Annotated in this window: 13 protein-coding genes and 1 pseudogene; 2 read left to right on the plus strand and 12 right to left on the minus strand. The window is 47.4% G+C overall.

The features are described 5' to 3' along the window. Positions 1–207: 207 nt before the first annotated feature. The 11 genes and pseudogenes from QVO99_RS10450 to QVO99_RS10500 form a co-directional block, all read right to left on the minus strand. Positions 208–3,075 (minus strand): PD-(D/E)XK nuclease family protein, encoded by a 2,868-nt coding sequence (locus QVO99_RS10450; RefSeq protein WP_022317561.1) that lies wholly within the window; start codon positions 3,073–3,075, stop codon positions 208–210. 20 nt (positions 3,076–3,095) lie between these two features. Next, positions 3,096–6,362, minus strand: a complete 3,267-nt coding sequence (locus QVO99_RS10455; RefSeq protein ID WP_022317562.1) for a UvrD-helicase domain-containing protein — start codon at positions 6,360–6,362, stop codon at positions 3,096–3,098. Positions 6,363–6,392: 30 nt separating this feature from the next. Then, complete coding sequence (locus QVO99_RS10460; protein WP_156132587.1) at positions 6,393–8,054, minus strand: DUF5686 family protein; 1,662 nt, start codon at positions 8,052–8,054, stop codon at positions 6,393–6,395. A gap of 564 nt (positions 8,055–8,618) precedes the next feature. After that, a pseudogene (locus QVO99_RS10465) lies at positions 8,619–8,954 on the minus strand (transposase); the annotation flags it as partial. A gap of 472 nt (positions 8,955–9,426) precedes the next feature. Then, positions 9,427–9,759 carry a hypothetical protein gene (locus QVO99_RS10470; RefSeq protein ID WP_022317565.1) on the minus strand — a complete coding sequence of 111 codons (333 nt, stop codon included), beginning with the start codon at positions 9,757–9,759 and terminating at the stop codon, positions 9,427–9,429. Positions 9,760–9,840: 81 nt separating this feature from the next. Further along, positions 9,841–10,779, minus strand: coding sequence for a phage/plasmid replication domain-containing protein (locus QVO99_RS10475; protein ID WP_022317566.1), 939 nt, complete (start codon positions 10,777–10,779; stop codon positions 9,841–9,843). Between the two features lie 34 nt (positions 10,780–10,813). Further along, the gene (locus tag QVO99_RS10480) at positions 10,814–11,347 is read right to left on the minus strand and encodes a hypothetical protein (protein WP_288177209.1); all 534 of its coding nucleotides are present in this window, start codon (positions 11,345–11,347) and stop codon (positions 10,814–10,816) included. Beyond that, positions 11,344–11,637: a helix-turn-helix domain-containing protein gene (locus QVO99_RS10485; RefSeq protein WP_288177210.1), complete on the minus strand. Its 294-nt coding sequence runs from the start codon at positions 11,635–11,637 to the stop codon at positions 11,344–11,346. Before QVO99_RS10485 ends, QVO99_RS10480 begins: the two co-directional genes overlap by 4 nt. 187 nt (positions 11,638–11,824) lie before the next feature. Further along, positions 11,825–12,502 carry a hypothetical protein gene (locus QVO99_RS10490; RefSeq protein ID WP_022317569.1) on the minus strand — a complete coding sequence of 226 codons (678 nt, stop codon included), beginning with the start codon at positions 12,500–12,502 and terminating at the stop codon, positions 11,825–11,827. 13 nt (positions 12,503–12,515) lie between these two features. Continuing rightward, positions 12,516–13,736, minus strand: a complete 1,221-nt coding sequence (locus QVO99_RS10495) for a tyrosine-type recombinase/integrase (protein WP_288177211.1) — start codon at positions 13,734–13,736, stop codon at positions 12,516–12,518. A gap of 483 nt (positions 13,737–14,219) precedes the next feature. Then, positions 14,220–15,035, minus strand: coding sequence for a vWA domain-containing protein (locus QVO99_RS10500; RefSeq protein ID WP_022317571.1), 816 nt, complete (start codon positions 15,033–15,035; stop codon positions 14,220–14,222). Positions 15,036–15,984: 949 nt separating this feature from the next. On the opposite strand from QVO99_RS10500, the gene QVO99_RS10505 reads away from it, so the two are divergent. Both QVO99_RS10505 and QVO99_RS10510 read left to right on the plus strand, forming a co-directional pair. Then, entirely contained in the window at positions 15,985–16,371 is a 387-nt protein-coding gene (locus QVO99_RS10505) for an A1S_2505 family phage non-structural protein (protein WP_044066199.1), read from the plus strand. A gap of 124 nt (positions 16,372–16,495) precedes the next feature. Further along, complete coding sequence (locus tag QVO99_RS10510; RefSeq protein WP_022317573.1) at positions 16,496–17,284, plus strand: leucine-rich repeat domain-containing protein; 789 nt, start codon at positions 16,496–16,498, stop codon at positions 17,282–17,284. A gap of 100 nt (positions 17,285–17,384) precedes the next feature. Here the strand turns inward: QVO99_RS10510 and QVO99_RS10515 are convergent. Next, the coding region (locus QVO99_RS10515) for a CBS domain-containing protein (protein WP_288177212.1) at positions 17,385–17,918 on the minus strand (534 nt) is incomplete at its 5' end.

Here is a 17,918-nt window from a genome sequence, read left to right on the forward strand (position 1 = left end):
ACAACTATAACAAAACAAACAAAATCACACGACTAGTAACGAACCTAACCTACGTGGCTATAGTTTTCGGACAGCCTCCCCCCTTATAGGGGATGGACGGTTACCCTTGAGTCCTGATTGTCGGGGAGGGATGGTTACTATTGAGCATCAATTACTGTTGAGAGCAAGATTCCGACCTAAGTGAAGGTTGGAGTCTTAGCCTTTCCGCTATCTGCCGCACAAGGGCTTGTATGGGCAATATGTGCAGATTTTCAGATTGGCGGTAGGCGCGAAGGCTTCTTTCCTGTCGTATATGTTTGCCACAAGGGCTTTCAGCCCCTCTCCGAACTCCGCCTGATATTCTTCCACATCGTTGATTCTCTGTCTGCCCAGCGAGATCACTGGGTCGTAGTTCTCCCCGAATGCACGTTGGATGAATATTAGTGCCGGACTGACTGGCAGCGCCTGGGGATTCAGTTTCCTGTCGTTTCGGGCTATCATCGAGTAGAGCATCGCCTGCAGATAATAGTCTGTGTGTTTCTTTCCGCCGGCTTCGTCGGCAGAGAATATCTCTCCGATGGTGGCTACAGGAGTCTTTATGTCGCTTCCGCCCGTCTTGTAGTCTATCACTCTGATGGTCTGCCTTCCCGTCTTGGGGTCGTTCACCATGTCGAGGCGGTCGATTCTTCCTCCCACCTTCACTTTCCTTACTCCCTCGTCGGTATTCACGTCCAGATTCATGAACATGTCTTTTTCGAGTGCCACGATGCTGAAGGGCGTCAGTTCCAGATCGATGTCGAGAAGCCGCTTCACGTATTTTATGAGTACCGTGCGGCTGATGAGCTGCATTCCGTTGTAGTGGAGCTTGCGCCACAGCCGTTCGTCGCTTCCGAACATCTCTTTCTGGAACATCCTGTCCACCACGGCCTCGATGTTCTGTGTTTCAGAGAGTTTTTTTATCACTTCAGAAGTTATCATCTTGCCGTTCCCGGCAAAGTCCTTGTATATTTCTTCGAGCACATTATGGAATATGTTTCCGAACGCCCTGCTCGTGAGCTGTTCCTCTATGTCCTCGTCGGGCTCCCTTATTCCGGCTATGTTGTTGAAGTAGAACTGCATCGGGCATCGCAGGTATCTGTTGAGAGCCGTTGGCGAGAGGGAGCCGTAGGCTGAAAGGATTTTCATCACGTTGTCGTCCTTCTCAAACCTTACGGCGATTTTCTCCACCGAACTTTGTCCCACATGCAGCGAGAGCCTGTTTATCTCGTGTCTGCTCTCCACCATGAGCTGGAGCATGAAGCGGCTCATTTCGCCTTTGTTGCCGTTTTCCGTCGATGTGTTGTATGCAATCGTGATGTCTTTCGCCCGCTGCAGCAGCCTGTAGAAATAGTAGGAATAGATGGCCACCTTGTTGTCCACCGTTGTCAGCCCGTAGGCCTTTCGTATGGAGTAGGGGATGAATGACGAATCCCTTATTCCCTTTGGCATGTTCCCCTCATTGCATGAGAGCAGCAGCACGTGGTCAAAGTCCAGGTTCCTCGTTTCCAGCACTCCCATTATCTGTATTCCTATCGCCGGTTCTCCGTGGAATGGTATCGATGTGGCTGTGATATGCTGCTTGAGGAGCTTCTGTATTGTTATCCTGTCCACATCAAGCTCGCCTGCCTCCACGAGTCCCTTTATCCTGTTTATGAGCGTGTACATATTGAATACCGACTCAACGAAGAGCACGTCTTCATTTTTCCCGGCTATGTTTTTCAGTATGTTCAGTAGCCATTGCATGAGCTTCAGGTTGGAGTCCATCGGCAGGAAGAGCGCCTTGAGACTGTTGTCTGCCCAAAGCTCTTCGTTTTTCGGATATAGAATCCGCTTCACCTGTAGCTCCTTCAGCAGTTCTGAGGCTTTTGCGGATAGATATTTGGTGAATGGATGTGTGAGCAGACTACGGATGAAGGAGATTCTGAATCCGTTGTCGGTCCTCAGTCCGATGGTCTGCAGGTCGAGCAGCTGCGACACGAATGATGACACCGGGGCCTGCGATAGGGGGTAGCCCGTGGTGATGTTTATGTTTTCCACCTCTTCCGGTATTGCATACATTATGCCCGTGAGCAGCCCTTCGTCACACATCACCACTGCCGTGCGCCTGCCGTCCTTGTAGCGTCCGTTTTGCCTCAGCCATTCGCTGACGAATCTTGCCTGTATGTTCTCCGTCTTGGCTTTTATGAATGATATTGTCTTGTCGGCTGAGAAGTTGTCGTAAGCCGCCCCGTAGTCCTCCTGCGGCAGGGAGTTTCCCAGTTCCGAAAGATACATTGAGATGTATTTTCCCGCTTCCTTGTGGCTTGAGGCTGTGCGTTTCGGGTTGCAGTAAAACTCGTCGTAGTCCCAATAGAACTCGGCTGCGCCTTCTTCCTTGAAATGTCGGAAGAGTCGGTGTTCTACTTTCTGCAGCAGGTTGAATCCCACGAAGATGTATTTGTCGAATTCTTTTTCTATTCCGCCATTTTCTATCACTTCTCTATACAGCATTCCCTCGTATGCAAGTCCTTGGCTGGCAAGTCTTTCTCTGAAATCGTTGTATATGTCCTTGAGCTTTGTCCATAGCGATAGGAAGAGTTCTTTCAGCCTTGTGTTGTGGTCTTCGGAGAAATTGCTGAAGAAGGTTTTGAGAATCTCCTTCTGCTCTTCCGTGAGATAAGAAGCGTCGTCGAATTCATGGATGTCGGCCACGTTGGCAAAGAGCTTGTCTGCATCAGCCATGTTCTTGTCTATGTCGTCGAAATCGCTTATGAGCATTCTACCCCAGTCGTAGAAGTGGTCGAGCGTCTCGTCTTTGCCTGTTATCTTGACGAAGCTTTTATACAGGTCGCAGACCAGCTTTATGGGGTCTCCCACTTCTGCCTTGGAATACTTGCGGAAGAGTTCGCTGATGGTGAGGTAGTTTGGCGCCCACACGGGCTTGCCGGCACATCTATAGAGTTCTTCGTTGAGAAATAGCGAGGCTCTTTTGTTCGGGAAGATTATCGCTATGCGCGACAGGTCATTTCCGTATTTTCTTATTATATCCTGTGCTACTATCTGTAGGAATGTTTTCATATTTTCCAATGTATTGTTTTTTACTTTTCCACCTCTTTTATTTCTTTCCTGAATACATACCAGATGTATCCTCTCACATTGGCGTAGCCCATCTGTCTGAGGTATCCGATGTATTGTCTCACCTGGGTGGCATATTTTTCGTTGGGCTTTCCGAACTTGAAGTCCACCACAACCACTTCGTCGCCGTCTTTCATCACACGGTCGGGTCGTCGTGCCACGATTTCCTTCTTTCCGGTCTTTTCGTCGGTTTCCTCGCAGATTATCGTGCATTCGTTGAAGAGCGTCCATCGGGGCGAGAACCAGTCAGCCACGAGTTCGTTTCCCGTCAGGTATCCGTTGAGCAGGCTCTGCAGCTTCTCCCGGTCCAGGTTGTCTCCATAGAGTATTCCTTCTGCTTCAAACCTGTCGAGCTCGGATTCCACGTCGGCTGCCGTCTTGATGCCAGAGAATATCTGGTGCAGTATGTTTCCCGTGCTGATATAGTCGGCTTTCGGCTCCGTGTTTTCTTCCTGTTCTTCTCCGTTGTTCTCCTGTATGAATTTCTTGCTGTTGTTGCTTTGTCTGAACTCCAGTGGTATTTCGTGGTGTTCTATGGTGGCAGCCACGGAGATGTCCTGCTTCAGGAACACGTTTCCCGACTTCTTGTCCTCCTCTTTAGTTTTGCCAGGGCAGAATTCTCCGTATGTGAACGTAAGTTCTGTGCTGTTGTCGTCCTTGCCTTCTATTGTGGCTCCTTTTAGTGACTGTGCCGTTTCTGCCAGGCTCTGCTCTATGAGCATGGAGCGTGTTCCTGCCGCGTTGCGCTTGCCGACGACAAAGAGATTCTTCTTCGGTCGGGTGAAAGCTACGTAGAGCAGGTTGAGGTTGTCTATCGTGTTCTGCATGTGCTCATACTTGTAGTCGTCGGCATAGATAGACTTTGCGAGTGTGGGTGAATAGCTGATGGGGATGAGGGGCAGCTGGCTGAACGGCTCCACGGCGGGATGACACCAGATATTGTTTCCGTATAGTTCCAGCTTCCAGTCGCAGAACGGGATTATCACGTTGTCGAATTCCAGTCCCTTGCTCTTGTGTATGCTGATTATCCTGAGTCCGTCGATGTCGTCGGTCTGTATGGTTCTCGAGTGCAGGTTTTCGTCCCACTCTCTGAGGAATCCCGCCACGTCTGCCGACATGTCTTTGATGTATGCGTTGAGATAGTCGAAGAATGCGCAGATATATGCTCCGTCCTCCTTCATGCGGTCGAGCCTGAAGATATGGAGCAGCTCCTCGCAGAGCTCGAAGAGCGGCAGTTCTTTCAGCTCTTCCTGGTGTGCGGTATATTCCTCGGGCAGCAGATTGTCGCCCTGGTCTTTCATATTTGTCATTTGACTGCCGGAGAATGTGTCGTTGCCTGTGGCGAGCGAATATTTCTTTGTCAGACAGGCTCTCGTGAGCACGTCGTCTCCGCCATACAGATAGCGCAGGGCATCTATGATGCAGCACACGGCGACCGAATGGTCGAGTCTGAAAGCCTCATCGCTCACGATGTTTATGTCGGGATGGCATTCCGTGAAATAGTTTGCCAGCACGGGTATGTATCTGTTTGAGCGCAGCAGTATAGCTATGTCGCGCTGCCTCACTCCTCTTTGCAGCAGTTCGTGTATGGTGTCTGCCAGTATGGCGAACGTGTTTTCTTCGTAGCCTTCGGCTGGCAGCAGCCTGACGCTCACGAGTCCCTTGGCTTCTCTCTTTATCGTCTTCTGCTCCACGTCGGCATAGGCTGTGTTTATCTGCTGCGCATTGTTCTGGTCTGTATTGCTTTCGTTGGCGAATTCGGCGGCTATGGCAGAGCGGAAGAATGCGTTGTTGAAGCGGATGATGTTCTGCTCGGAACGGTAGTTGGTGTCGAGCGATTCTACGTTAACGGAGTATCCGGGGAATGCTTCTGCGATATTGCTGAGCAGACTCCATTCTCCGGCTCTCCATCTGTAGATGCTCTGCTTTATGTCTCCCACTATGAGGTTGTCTGTCACTCCCGGGGGCGTAGTCTTGGCATGGCTCAGACATTCGCCGAGCAGCACCTTGAAGTTGTTCCATTGCACTACGCTCGTGTCCTGGAATTCGTCTATCATGATGTGGTTGAGATGTGTTCCTATCTTCTCGAAGATGAATGGCGAGTCGGAGTCGTTTATCATCATTCGCAGCAGGTGTTGCGTGTCGCTGAGCAGGAATCTGTTTGCCTCGGCGTTCATCTCCTTCACCTTGTTTTCTATGTCTCTGAGCAGTCTGAGGTTGTTGATGTTCTTGAGCGTGGCGGCCACGGAGTTCACTATTGTCGCGGCTGTCGTCCTTTCCTTTTCCGCCCTCTCGAGGAGGGGCATGAGGCTCTCGCGTGCTGCCCGTATTATGAGGTCGCGGTTTTTGTTGGTTTTCGCAACCCAGTTCTCTTCGCTTTCCATGCAGTTTGCCACGGTCTTCGGTATGAAATTCCTGTCGCTGAGGTCGTCTTCGGCCAGTCGGTGGAAGTATTTCTGTATTCCGCTTCTCTGCCCGCCCTTGAAATCCTCTTCCTGTATGCCGTATTTGCCGATGAGCCTGAAGAATTCAGAGCTTGTTTCCTTGAGAATTTCCCGTGCGGCGATCTCTTCGGCTCGCAGCTTGGTGCGGTAGGAGGTGAGGAATCTGCTGTCGGAGAGTTTTTCGTTCACTGCTTTCCCGATTTCGCGATACTGGTCGTTGAATATCATCCGTCCAAAATCCTTCACCGAGCCGATGATGTTCCAGCTGTTGTTTTTGTCTATGTTTTCCATTATGAACCTCACGATCCATGAGAAGAGGGGCGACTTTCTGTCGAGTTCCTCTATCATGAGGTCCACTGCTTGGTTTTCCACCGCCGTATCGTTGAGTTCCACTCTGAGGTTTGCCGAGAGGTCCAGTTCGCGCGCGAGGTTCCTGAGCACGCTCTGGAAGAACGTGTCGATGGTCTCCACGTGGAAATAGTCGTAGTTGTGTATGAGGAGCGAGAGGGCTGCCGAGGCTGCTTTTCTGATGTCGTCTTCCGCCATCTGTGTCTCAAGTGCTATCTTTTTCAGATAGTCGTCAGATTCGGCCAGTCCTCGTGATATTCCGTAGAGCTGGCTCAGTATTCTGGTTTTCATCTCCTCTGTGGCTTTGTTTGTGAAAGTCACGGCCAAGATGTTTCTGTAGCTTGCCGGATTGGCTACGAGCAGCTTTATGTATGCCACGGCAAGCGTGAATGTCTTTCCGCTGCCGGCACTTGCCTTGTAAACTGTGAGTGAACTCATGTGTGTGGTTTTATTGTCGTTTTTTTTTATTCACCAGTCTCTGAACAGCTCCATGCTCATTCTGATGCCAGTGCCCTCGAAGTGCTTGTTGCTCACCCCTAGGAAGAGCCCTATGGAGAAGAGACGGTTTGTCAGTCCGTAGCCACACTCCAGATAGGGGTGCAGCTTGTCTGTGAAGAGTGTGTTGCAATAGAGCCTCTCCATCTCGATGAATTTTCCCACGAATGGTATTCTCGACACGAGCAGCAGGGGCGACTCATAGGTCAGATTGCTGTTCACGTAGTATTTCGAGGCGTTATACCAGTTTTTGTTCAGTAGCTGGAACTCCCCCGTCCAGTCGTCGTTCCATCCCTCTGGGATGGAATTGTATCTGAAGTTCCTGTAGTCCAGAAAGTAGGCCCCCTTGCTTCTTGATGTGTATATTCCGTATCCCATCTTCATCGATAGTACGCGGAGTTTCATCACGGGTATTTTCCACGAGGCGTCTATTTCCATGCGCTCGTAGTTCATGTCAGACCGTATCACTCCCTTTATGCCCCGCTCATAGTCGTAGGTCAGTACGGGGCCCCGATTCAGCCACGGGCTCCATACCAGCTGCAGGGTGGGGGAGAAGGAGTAATACTTCGGTTTCCTGCCCGTTGCGGCGAAGTCCTGCGGGTCCACCGCCGTACGCCTGTGGTAGGCGAATCCTGCACCCAGCCTTAGCCTCGGGTTGATGAGGAAACTTGTGCGCAGGCGCCAGTACATGTCTTTGAAGAGGTCGAGCCTCAGGTTCTCCCATCTGATGGAGTCGTACGACTCATGCTTGAGCTGCGTGAGGATTTCCGAATTGAAGATATGGTTGCCCGTTCCGTATTCCGTCTCTATGGTCAGCCGCCTGCCGAGTGTGAGCCGCATCGGGATGTTGAAATACACTTGTCGGAGCTTGAATGAATATCCGAGCCTCGCACCCATGCCGAGCCTTGCGTTGGGGCTGAAATCTAGGTTCCCGTTGAGCTTTATGCGATAGGTCACTCCCTTGTAGCTGCTGTAGCCCAGATAGAGAGGGTTTATTATGGGCGACATTCTGAAGCTCCCCCTCATGTTGCCTCCGAAATCGCCGCCCAGTCTGTCTATGAGATAGCTGCCCAGGTCTTTCCATAAGCTGCTCTCTCTCCGGTTGCGCCTAGTCGTGGCACTGTCGGGGGTAGGGTCGTTCTGCGTTCTGCGGGCTATGAGCGTGTCTATGGCGGCAGGGTCCAGATGGTAGAGCACGTTGTATGCCGACACCACCTTGTTGCCCATAAAGCGCATCTGTGTCCTCACGTTGCTGCTGTGGGGCATGGGCGGATGGTCTTTCTGCATGAGGATGCGGATTCTAAACTTCATCACGTCGATCGTGCCTCTGAATTCCACTTCGTGTATGCAGCCCGCCGAGTCCACGTTGGCTGAGCCTGCCACAAGCTGTATGTTCTTGAAGCGTGGTCGGAACGCCACTCTCATCAGCCCCGTGGTCTTGTTGTGCTCCGTCTTGTATCTGTAGAAGCTCCTGTTAGTGCGCTCAAACGGCGAGAGCAGGAAGCTGTCGAATATCGTGGCGCCGTAGATTCTGGGCCGCAGCAGGATCTTCATCATCGACACTACGTCCTTGTTGCGTGGCACGTTGCCGCTTGACCTCACGGACTGAAGGTCTCTGATTTTTCTATTTGACATAATTAGTCTGAACAGTCTTTCTCCTTGATATTCCCTTCGTCCTTTGGCTATGGGATACATCGACGGCAGGAGTTTAAGAATGAAATTCCTCTTCTTTATGTCGATTCTGAAATTGTGATATATATAGAGAGAGGTGTCTGTTCTGGATTGCAGCAAGCTGTCGCCCTTGTCGAAAATCCTGTCAAGCAAGAGATTGTCGACATCTGTTTTCCTTTCGCGCCCCAAGACTCCGGCTGCCGCGCAGAAAACAATAAACATCAGTAAGATGATTCTCCTTTTCAACTCACCTTATTTTATATATGAGACTCCAAATTTCAATTTCTCGTACTGAAGAACTCTGAAATTCCAGTTCGCGGATTAAAATGCAAAGATATGGAATTTTTTTCAAGTTTACAAGGAGACGAGTAAGCAAATAAACAAGGATTTTTTTTCCTAAATACCTGAGTTTGGGATAAGCGGCAGTCGTTTTTTCTTGTTATGCCAGATTTCCGATAGGTGCATATTACATTTGCCCTCCAAACAATATGGATGGCAAAATGCAGAATTGTAAAGTCCAAATGAAGTTTACTTTATAACAGCAAGCTGTCCGTCAACATTCTCTATGCAATAGTCAATGTTGATGGATGGCTTCTTTTCAAAGAAGCTATACGCAGCCAAAACAGAAAGGACATTCATTACGAAATTGAACACGCTACGATGTCTTGAATGTACAAGTTGTGCTACATTCTTAAGTTCGTCATTGATGGTTTCTATGACAGATCTTTTGCGCAACAGAATCTTGTCATACAATGGCATGAGCATGTTTTTCATATTGCATTTCAAGCCAGTGACAATTTCTATACCGTCGTTAAACAATCTCTCAAACAAACCATGCGAAATATATCCTTTGTCTGCGAATAATGCCTCCCCCATTATAACTGCATAGTATTACAGACAGCGACAAACTCGCAGTGATGGCAAAAAAATAAGCACAACCAAATCAATCCGAGAAACTGCAATCCCGCCAACTGATTCAGTTGCACTTATATTTCTGCTAATGAATGCCTTTATCAAATTAGGGTCAAGGGAACTGCAATCCCAAGCCTAATCATCATAAGGTATTCTTTTATGCTGCATAAGATAATGCCTTTTCGTTGATTCACAAAATATTTATCTACATTTTTATATTTCGTTATTGGTTATGTTGATATTTTCCTTGATTGATTGCATTACAAACGATTGGTGTATTATAGAACTTCATCATTTCACTTATATGTTTTCTTGTTTGCTAATCTTATAAAAGCCTCGGATTGCTCCTTGGTCATGTAAATGGTGGTGTTGCCCACCATTATACAAAACCCGGCTTCTTCATCCCCGTGCTGCCTTTTGGGCGTTACAAGGATTTTCCCCCTAAAGGGTTTAACGAGTTATCCACTTTGGCGTTATCCAACTTTGATATTTCAAGCTGGCTTTTGTTCTTTTTGCTATCAAGGTAAGCCTTAACACCATCGCTAACGCCCTCTATTTCGGCTTTTCGTTGCAATAGTTCTTGCCTCTTTTGTCGGTATTGGGCATCTTTCACAATGTTTTCGCCTACACGTTGGTAAACATCTTTTTGGTTGCCGGAAACATCGCCCCGGTTCTCTTGCCATGATTCAAACTCGGCATCAAGGTTTTTAATTTCTGCCTCAATTGCCATTACTTCTGCTTGTTCTTGCTCTGTCATAATCGTACAAATTAAGTGTTATTGAATTTACCAAATATTGGTAACAAGTTACAACGTTATTATATATTACACTTTGCCATGTTAGATATACACCCCGGCGTTCCTTATGGCATCATCTAATTCCTGTATATCATCGCTTGCACAATCTTCGCTTATAGTGGCTGCAATCTCTTGCAAACGCTTCTTTACACGGGTGTAATATTTGGCATCTTGGAACGTGCCGTTTTGCTTTAATTCATTCACAAAATCGCCTATCTCATCTTGCCCGGTTTGATTGATTAGGCGTGCAAAGAATATGTTTACTGCATCATTTGCCGTTTTTATATTGTCCATAACGCTACATCTTGTTTCTTTTGTTTTTGGAATGGCAAAGTATTGGCGTTGCCACAACTTCACCATGTTTCTGTAAAATGTTTCATTGGTTAGGGTACGCCCCAAAACCTCATTAACCTTGAATTGGCTTGCCAAATGCCCGTTAAACCTCATTTCATAGCGTAATAAAGGCATCCCGGACAAAAGCCCCGGCGTTTGAATGCCCTTTGCTTGTGCTTCTACTGTCTTATCGTAAAAACAAAGCGTTTTGCCTTGCCGTTTGCCAATGGATTTGTAATATATGCTGCCATCGCCAACCCTTTCCCTTTTTAGCCTTGGAACATCGCCAAACCGCCGTAAATAATTGCCCGTTGGTTTCATCATGGGGAATTGTGTGCCAAACTCCAACCCGGTAACGTAAGCAGCACCTAAATCAACGTGCAAGGCATCGGATAACATCCCCAATGCCTCATCAGTTTTCGCTCTGTCAAGAGTAAACACGTTGCTTTTGTTGTAATACTTTGGTAGGCTTCCAATGATTGCAACGCCATTAGGGTACATCATAACTTTAACGCCGCCAATCGTGCCACTTGCCAATATACATTCCCCGGTGGTGGTGTCAATGATATTGCAAACCCTTTCAAGGTGTCGGGCAATTTCTTCGGTGCTGCTCGCCCTCGGTATGAAAAACTTGATTTTGTCATACATACAACATTTACCATTTTTTGGTAATAACCGCCAATTATTTTATTTGTTTCCTTAACTCTGCCAACCTATCATCAAAGCCGCCATTCATCAACGCTTTACAATAGGCTGAAATAAGGCATTTGCCGCCTTGCAACACAATCATTTCAAACTCGGTGGGCAATTGTCTTGCCTCGGGTGTCGGGGCTTCATTGTCTTGGTGTACAACGAACAAAAAGCCATCTTCCCGGCATTCAAAGAATGGGTTTGCCCTTTCCTTTGCGGAATACGTTGGCTTGTCATACGGGTAGCCATAGGCAAAGCCGCTCAATGCCCCATTTACAAAGTAATCTTTTAGCCCGGTTAGGTTGAGGCTGTTCTTTGCTTGCAAACTCATTGCCGGAACACTGCTTTTTGTTTGTGTTTCACGCTTTGCCATTAGGTAAACGGAAACACGCCCATCACGCCCCCTTAATTCATCCATCGGTGGATAATATCCGGCTTCCGCCGTTATTACATACTTTGGGGTTTTCTTGCTGCCCTTGTCAAATGTTAGCCGGGCATAATAAATGATTTCCGGTTGCACCATCATACAGCCGCCCCCTTTCTTTGGCAATATCCCGCCGCCTTTTGGCTTAACTCGGCATCGGTTGCACATCTGTTTTGTTGCAACCATTCTTCAAGTTCCGCCCGGTTAAAATAGCACATTTTGCCCATCGGCTTGTAATGGGGTATCTGTTTTCTCATGGTTAGTTTATACAAATAACTCTTTGATACACCCATATAAACCGCCGCCTCATCGCTTGTTAGCACTTCTTTAGTGCATCCAATTACATTTGCCGTTATAAGGTCGGCAATTGCCTTTTTTTCTTCATTTGTCATTGTCCTTTGCTTTGAAAGGTTGGGGCTTTCCCGGGGTGTATGCAAGCCCATCCCGTTATTTGCCCTAACATCCCCCGGTGGGGCTTGCATTCCACCCACCGAAAGGATTTCATGTGCAAAGGTATTATGAAAGGGAAACAAAAAATAGTGTATTTTAATGTGCATTATAATGCAAAAAAGCACCCATTTAATAGGTGCTTTGGTTATCCTCAAATATGCTATCAATTATTGGCTTCCATTTTTGGGGTTTCTTGGCATCTTGAATTTGGGTTAAGGCACTTTGAAGCCTATTTGCCCCAAACAATTTGTCTAATGCTGTGCCGGGAAATCGCTCTGTGTTTTTGGGGCAAAATACCCTACCGCAAAAATAGGCTAACTCTACTTTAGATTTATACCATTTTAGCCCCGTTCCCGTTGCTTTAATCCACTCTTTTTGCATTGCCTTTTTGAAATACACTTTAGCCCTTTCCCGGCGTTCATCTCGGCAAAAGTCCAATGCCTCATCAAGCCCCATCGGCTTTGCTTCCGGTACATCGTGTGTTTGTTGAGGCTCATTTGCATGGGTTGCAATATCGTGTAATATCTTAAGACAACGTGCAACGCTTGCTTGTGTTTTGCTTTGCAGTTTCTTCCATGGTATAATTTGGAGAAACACATGGCGGTGTATGCTTGCTACCTCACAGGCAAAAGCGTTATTTTTCGTTGCATCATAATACCCCCGGACTATATACGCCAATTCTTCCAATCGGTTCAAATCTCGTTTTAATACGCTTCCACATGGTATTTCATTAGCCACACACAACTCGGCATCATGTACAATTTGCTTTATTTGTGCAATGGCTTGGTATGCTTTATAATCTTCCATAACATTTTTATTTCTACAATGTTAGTTCCGGTAGGCTGTTTATGGCATCTTCTTTCAGTTTGTCAATTGCCCGGGTGTATTTCTCTGTGTGCTTTAGCCCGGAATGTCCTAAAAGGCTTGCCACCGTCTTTATATTAGCCCCATTGTTGAGAATATTAACGGCAAAACTATGCCTTGCACAATGCCATGTTATATGTTTGTCAATGCCCGCCCGTTTTACCCATCTTCTCAAAGCCTTTAGACACATTGTGTGGCTTGGCAAAGGGAATATCGGTGTATCTTTCCCCTCGCCCTCTTTGGGTTGTCCTATTAGGCTCAAAATGCCATCATTCAAGGGTATAATAACGCCGCTGCTTGCTGAATGCCCCTTTGTTTTGTTCTGCTCAAATTTTAGCAACTTGTTTGAATAATCCACATTGGCAAAAGTTAAATCTTTCACATCACAAAACCTTAACCCACAATAAAGGCTCATAATAAATGCCCGTCTAATATTGGGGTTTTCATTATCGTAATGGGTTGCTATAAGGTTTTTAATTTCCTCTTGCGATAAAACCTCTTTTCTCAATATGTTTTCATCAATTTTAATAACAACACCCTTGCAAGGGTCTTTTGCCATCACATCATGCTCAATGGCATAATGAATAACTTTCTTAAAGCGTTGGTAGATGCTCTTCGCCCCCTCGCCAACGCTTCTGCTTTGCAAATATTCAGTAAATGCCACCATCATATCTTTGTTCATCTGTTCCGGCTTTATGCCCTTTAGATATTTTGTGTATTCCGGTGTATCTTTCAAGAAATCTTTGAAGCGATTTAGGGCAATAATCATCATTCTAATATCTTTCTTTGTGTACCCGTCAATGTAGGCTTGGAAATATTCAATGAAATCTATTTGCCTATCTTTCTTTAGCCTATACCCCTCACCCTTTTCCAATAGTTCTTGTTGGCGTTCATATCTTATTTTTTTTGCAAGTTCCAACGTTTCTTTGTTCTGCTGCCTCTCTAATGGTGTTCTTGGTGCTGTCCACAAATATAGGCTTAATGGCTCTTTTCGCCGCTCCACCTTTGTTACATTCTTATCTTTTGCCTCATTGTAAACAAGGCTATAACCCAAATAATATTCCAAATATAGGCTTTCTCTGCCATCGGTTAGCATCCGGGCATATAATTTGGGGTTTTCTGTTTTGTCGGCACTTATTAAATAAGTTCCGTCACACCTAACTTCTTTCTTTGCCATTGTTCTTTTGTTTTTGTTCTTTGTTTCCTTTGTTTGCAAAGGTAGTGCTTTTATTTTGTATTCCGAGCAAATTCCGAGCAAAAAGTGCAAAAACATAGTCTAATTTTTGAAACAATGTGCAAATACCTATTTTTGCTCCGCTTGATTTATAGGCACTTATCTTCTTTTGGGTACACAATATTATCACGGTTGTGTATCGGCTCTGGGTACTGAAAGGAGAGAAGCTTGTTTCTCTCCTTTTTTTGTTGCCTCCCTTTGATTACTCATATCCTATTGACACCCGTTGGCGAATTAATTTTGTGCGACACTTTTATGAGTACAAGAAGACAAAAAATTGCATAACAAAAAAAAGAGCAAGCGGCTTCAGAACATGTAATGTAATGTCATGATTCTGAAACCGCTGAACTAATATTTTCACAAAAAGCCATCAGACCGTAAATGCGGTGTTAAACTGATGACAGATTGAAGCAACTTTCCAAACGACTATTCGTCTTCTCTTTCCTCACGGTAGCATTCGTATACCGATGCCATGTCTGGACAGCACACACTTGCCTTCATTGCCAGGCTGTCAAACTCCTTGCGCTGCTTGCTGGAACCGCGTGCCATGGTGCCGGCAACGATGAGGTCCGCTGTATAGCTGCTCGACGAGAAGGGCACGTTGACGCCGTTCGTCATCGCCGACAGTTCCTTATACCACGGCAACGGATTGATAGACACGGTGTCGATTTTGATGCGGCGCTTCGACGCCTTCTTTGCCTCATGGCGCCAGTCAATCTGGTTGCGCACCACATAATTCTTATAGGTGTAGCCCAGTTCGTGGGGTTCGGCGTCGGAGATGAGCAGGATGCTGCGTGTGGAACCATGGCGCCACGAAGTCTCCTCCACTATCTTCTTTATCACCAGCTCGTAGAACTCGTCGCCGTCGCCGCCGCAGGTATCCTTGGTATTCTTTATAAACTTTATGATGCTGTTCTCATTCCGAGTAAGCGGCAGACACTGATAGGCGTCACCGAAATCATTCTTGCCGTTCATGTCGCAATAGTCGCCGAAAGCCACGATGCCGAGACGCAGGTCGTCGTTATCCTTGAAGAGTCGTGGAATAAGGTCGGCCACCTGACGGCGCACGTCGTCGATATATGCCGCCATCGAACCGGTGGTGTCGAAGGCAATCACCATATCGAGCATTCCCACCTTCTTGGGAGCGATGTCTTTCATACCCTTCTCGTCTGCGCCACCGATAGTTGTAGTCGTGTTCTCTACGATAGTAGTTTCTTTCTTTGTATTGAAAATCTTTTTCATAATGGTAATGTTTAATTGTTTACTTCTTTTCTATTTATAAGACCATTTCAGAAAAAAATTAAGCAAGAAACGGAAAATAATAAGTTTTTTCAGAAGAACAATGGAATCTTTCAATAAGACAAGCGACACCTCAACAATAAAAACAAGCAGGCTTGCTTTGTATTGTCTTCGGTTTGCATTATCTTTGCCATGGAGAATAAAATCGGCATACAATAACAACATTCAGCTTATGGCTCATCTTCCAGACGACATAATACTAAACGGCTTCATATCCTTCAACGGCGATATGACCAAAGAGTACTTCTATGGCTACTGCCGGCGTGCATACAGCATATACGACAGGAAATACCAGCTACACGGCAAGGCGGGACTTGACTTCTATTCACTCGCCCACGACTACTACATACAGTTGCTCACCCACCATTTCGAACCTCTGCTCAAGAAACCGAAAGCGGCCAAACTGTCTACATGGATGGTGAGGGGTTTCCATTTCGTGGTGCTCGATGCACTGAAGGCTTACAACAAGGAGTATGAGCATCTCTCTGAAGAGGCTTCCGATGTGGTGTTGGAATATGTGCGGTCCACCGACAAGGAGGAGGGCATGCTGCTGCAAGTGGCAGAGGCTGTGGCATCACACTACCACGACCGCATGATGCAGGAGATAGCCCACATGGTGTTTTATGCCGGATTCAAACAGAAGGACGTGGCGGCACAGCTCGGCATCACTCCGGCTGCAGTGAACATGAGATACAAGAAGATGATGGAGGAAGTGGTGACTCCCTACGTAATCGAGAATTACGGCGAAGGTCTCACCATGGCTCCGGTCATGGAACCCTGCATGGAAGACAGTTCGGCAGACGCATGCTTCAGCAAGGCAAGTCCGATGTCAGCTTCATTACTCCCACGCTTCGCCAACTGGCAACAGGAATCAGAACAAAATACAGATATCATGAACAGAAGAATCACACCATCACTAATCACCGCCCTCAAGCCGAACGAGATATTCGTGTTCGGTTCAAACCTGCAGGGCATCCACGCCGGCGGCGCGGCCCGTGCGGCGAGACTGCATTTCGGTGCCGTAATGGGACAGGGCGTAGGAATGCAGGGACAGTCGTATGCCATCCCAACCATGCAGGGAGGCACGGAGACCATCAAGCCCTACGTTGACGAATTCGTGGAATATGCCCGTCAGCATCCCGAACTCCATTTCCTCGTCACTGCCATCGGCTGTGGCATAGCGGGATTTGATGCCGACGACATCGCCCCACTGTTTGAAGAGGCAAAGGACATTGAGAACATCTCGCTGCCCGATGAGTTCTGGGATGTGCTGGAATAAGCCAACAACAGACTGATGACCGATTGGGGAATAACAGAGTATGACGACAACAGGACGTTCTCTCCACCAACGACAACGCATAATAGATAAGGTATAATCAAGAACAATAAAAAACAATAACATCATGAAGAAACTGAAGATGCTACTGCTGACCTGCTTTATGGTCATGACCAATGCCGCCATGGCGCAAGACCACCTCAATCTGCCATACTTCATCTCCGGACCGATACAATACGGAATGGTGTCGGAGACGGCACTGACATACCAGGGAGAGGCCACCGTACAACGGTGTATGGAACCGAACCTGAAGCATGTCAAGATTCCATACAATGTGTCAAGAGGACTGACGAACTGGACCATAGAGGTGATTGCCTGCGGTGCCTTCGACGGTTGCTCGCTGGAGTCGATAACGCTAAACGATGCCATAAAGTTCATCGAGTCACAAGCATTCACCAGATGTCCGCTGAAGACTTTCACCTGTCCTGCCAAGCTGCGCCACATCGGCATGAGTGCCTTTCAATGGTGTACGGAGCTTGAATCGATACATACCGACAACAACCTCAAGGGCATCGGTAACGCCTGCTTCTGGGGATGCATCAAACTGAAACGCTTCGACTGTCCGAAAGACATGCACACTATCGGTGAGAACGCTTTCAGATGCTGCACCTCGTTGGAGTATGTCACTCTTGGCGATGACATGATAAACATCGGCGAAGGTGCATTCAGCGACACTCCAAACCTGAAGGCGATAGCAATAACCAACAGGAATCCTCACGACGCACCTAACGCTTTCTGCCGCGAAGTGCTGCAGAACACATGGCTCGTAGTTCCTGACGGATGTGTGGGAAAATACAAGGCGAAGAAAGGTTGGAAGGACTTCGTGCACGTGATTGAGCGGAGCAAACTGAAATAAGACCTTGCATCTGCTCCACCAACCTTTTTATCCCAAAACGGTCATTAGGCCTTGTCGACCTAATGACCGTTTTGGTGCTTATATACATAGCTGAAAAATTCTACAACATAGTTCGGAATGAATCCACCACGCCAAGCAGATGCTTCTCCTCGTCAACCACGAGAACACAGTGTATCTTGTTCTGATGGAGCACCTGTTCTATGTCGGTAATCTTCATTTCCGGCGACACCATCTTCGGCGTCTTCGTCATGATGTCGGCAACGGTGAGTTGGAAGAATCTGTCCTGCGAGCTCTCCATCGCACGGCGTATGTCGCCGTCGGTGACGAGACCCACCACCTTGCCGTCAACCACCGGCACACACAGTCCCAGTCTGCCGTTGCTCACATGTATAACGGCCTCGCCGAGCTTCGTCTGAGGGTCTACTACAGGCAGGTCGTCGGAACGCATCACGTCCTTAGCCCTGGTGAGCAGTCGTCTGCCGAGCGAACCGCCTGGATGGAACTGTGCGAAATCGGTAGCCTTGAAGTTGCGTGCCACCATCAGCGCACATGCCAGGGCGTCGCCCAGGGCGAGAGCTGCCGTAGTGGATGATGTGGGAGCGAGTCCCAACGGACAAGCCTCACGGCTCACTCT

The sequence above is a fragment of the Prevotella sp. CAG:592 genome, assembly GCF_000436015.1.
Lineage (GTDB): Bacteria > Bacteroidota > Bacteroidia > Bacteroidales > Bacteroidaceae > Prevotella > Prevotella pectinovora.